The following is a 1,705-nucleotide window of genomic DNA, read 5'->3' as shown; positions in this document are numbered from 1 at the left end:
CCGCACGCCGGCCGGCTACGGCACCGAGTTCTACAACGCCGACCGGGAGTACTCGACCGCCGTCGGGCGCATCATCAGCAACGCTCTCGACGCCGAACTCGCTGCACAGAACGTCGACGTCGACGCCGCGAACCTCAGCATCGCGGGCGAGGCCCACTGCCCCGGAGCGACCTGGTGACCCGCAGGAAGACCGACGAGGCGGAGCGACTCACCGAGGCGCTGCGCGTCGCCTCGCCTGACCTGCTCAAGTACCTGCAACGCCGCCTCCCTCTCGAGGACGCCGCCGACGCACTCGCGGACGTCATGCTCACCGCATGGCGCCGCGTAGGCGCCCTTCCCCGCACCGCGGAGGAGTCGCGGATGTGGCTTTTCGGCATCGCCCGGAACGTCCTCTCGAACAGCACCCGCACTGAGAACAGGCGAGCCGACCTCTCCGGCCGGCTCCGCGGCGTTCTGGCGACCGCTCCTACCGAAGGACGCCCCGCCGACGAAGGAGTCGACGTGCGCGATGCGATCGCCAGGCTCGCGCCAGAACAGGCCGAGCTCGTCCGCCTCATCCACTGGGACGGCTTCTCCATCACCGAAGCAGGACAACTCCTCGGCGTCCCCGCGTCCACGGCACGCACCCGCTACCAACGAGCACGAGAAGACCTGCGGTCGACCCTGGCGGCATCACCAGCAAGCGACGACGACGCCAAGCCCCTCCGAGCGGTCCGCTGAAAGCGTCCCGCAGATCGATCCCCATACGGAACACGCTGCAGCGAATGCCGGTAAGCGACCTGGGGCACGGGCGACGTCGGCTGCGGCGGGAACCGCGGGCAGCGGTCGTGTGTACCGGGATGACGCCTTCCCCAGCCGAGGTCGATACGCTCGCCACTCCGAGGAATGAGGTGGTCGTATGTACGGATCGAAGAGGCTCATCGATTTTGCCGTGGCCGAGGAGCAGGCACGGCGGCAGCGCATGGAAGCCGACCGCGAGACCGCGGATCACGGAGACGATCGCCCTGAGGGGTTCGATGCGAGCTCCACCCCTCTGCCCAGCTACAGACCTCTTGCAAGCGGCCGGGGCGACACTGCTAGCGACGACGCGGAGTAGCCCAGTCGCACAGTGCCGCGAGAACACACGCGCTGAGGAGCGCAACGACGCCGCGAGAAACGCCGCTATAGGTGACCGGTTTAGGATCCCCATACGGGACGGCCTCGAGCACCCCGATAGTTACAGTGGGCGCATGAAAGCAGAGCTGCACGATCCGCGCGACCAAACCTTGCAGGTCGACGATCCGACGTACCGCGTCCACTTCTGGTCCGAAGACGGCACGTCGAACCAAGAGTGGGAGCTCTCAGAAACCGACCTCGACGAGGTGCTGGCCTGGATCCCGAAGCGAGCTCACGGCCGGCCCCATAGCCTCTGGGTAGTTACCCGCAGCGACCAGGACGTCTGCCTCATCCGTCTTCGCGGCATCGACCTAGACGCAGCCGAGAGTTACTGGCCAAGCTGGGCGGCACGCACCTACTCAGCCGAATCCAAGTGAAGCGCTGAGCGGACGTCTAGTCGAGTGGCGCGTGACGGTCGGCGACCGTTCGAACCGTTCGCACGAGTTGTGGATCCTCGCCTCGGGCGAGTCCGGCGTACTCGAGGCGCAGCGAGCCGTCCTCGGCCGGGGTGGCCTTGATCCAGACTCGTCGGCGCGGCACGAATAGTGAC

General features: G+C 67.2%; 3 protein-coding genes. 2 read left to right on the top strand and 1 reads right to left on the bottom strand.

Annotated elements, in window-relative coordinates:
* Window positions 1-174 precede the first annotated feature (174 nt).
* Both C5C44_RS16595 and C5C44_RS16585 read left to right on the top strand, forming a co-directional pair.
* Window positions 175-720 (top strand): RNA polymerase sigma factor, encoded by a 546-nt coding sequence (locus C5C44_RS16595; RefSeq protein WP_104224254.1) that lies wholly within the window; start codon window positions 175-177, stop codon window positions 718-720.
* 509 nt (window positions 721-1,229) lie between these two features.
* Window positions 1,230-1,532 carry a hypothetical protein gene (locus C5C44_RS16585; RefSeq protein WP_104224256.1) on the top strand — a complete coding sequence of 101 codons (303 nt, stop codon included), beginning with the start codon at window positions 1,230-1,232 and terminating at the stop codon, window positions 1,530-1,532.
* Between the two features lie 16 nt (window positions 1,533-1,548).
* On the opposite strand, the gene C5C44_RS17555 is transcribed toward C5C44_RS16585, so the two are convergent.
* On the bottom strand, window positions 1,549-1,705 hold a 157-nt coding region (locus C5C44_RS17555), incomplete at its 5' end, for a cytochrome c biogenesis protein ResB (protein ID WP_146084363.1).

The sequence above is a fragment of the Rathayibacter sp. AY1F6 genome, assembly GCF_002932035.1.
GTDB lineage: Bacteria > Actinomycetota > Actinomycetes > Actinomycetales > Microbacteriaceae > Rathayibacter.
The sequence above is the reverse complement of the archived record's forward strand: the minus strand, read 5'-3'. Positions and strand labels throughout refer to the sequence as shown.

Bases quoted from the DNA above. Each gene is read 5' to 3' on its own strand.
- C5C44_RS16585 (WP_104224256.1), top strand. From the start codon at position 1,230: ATGAAAGCAGAGCTGCACGATCCGCGCGACCAAACCTTGCAGGTCGAC.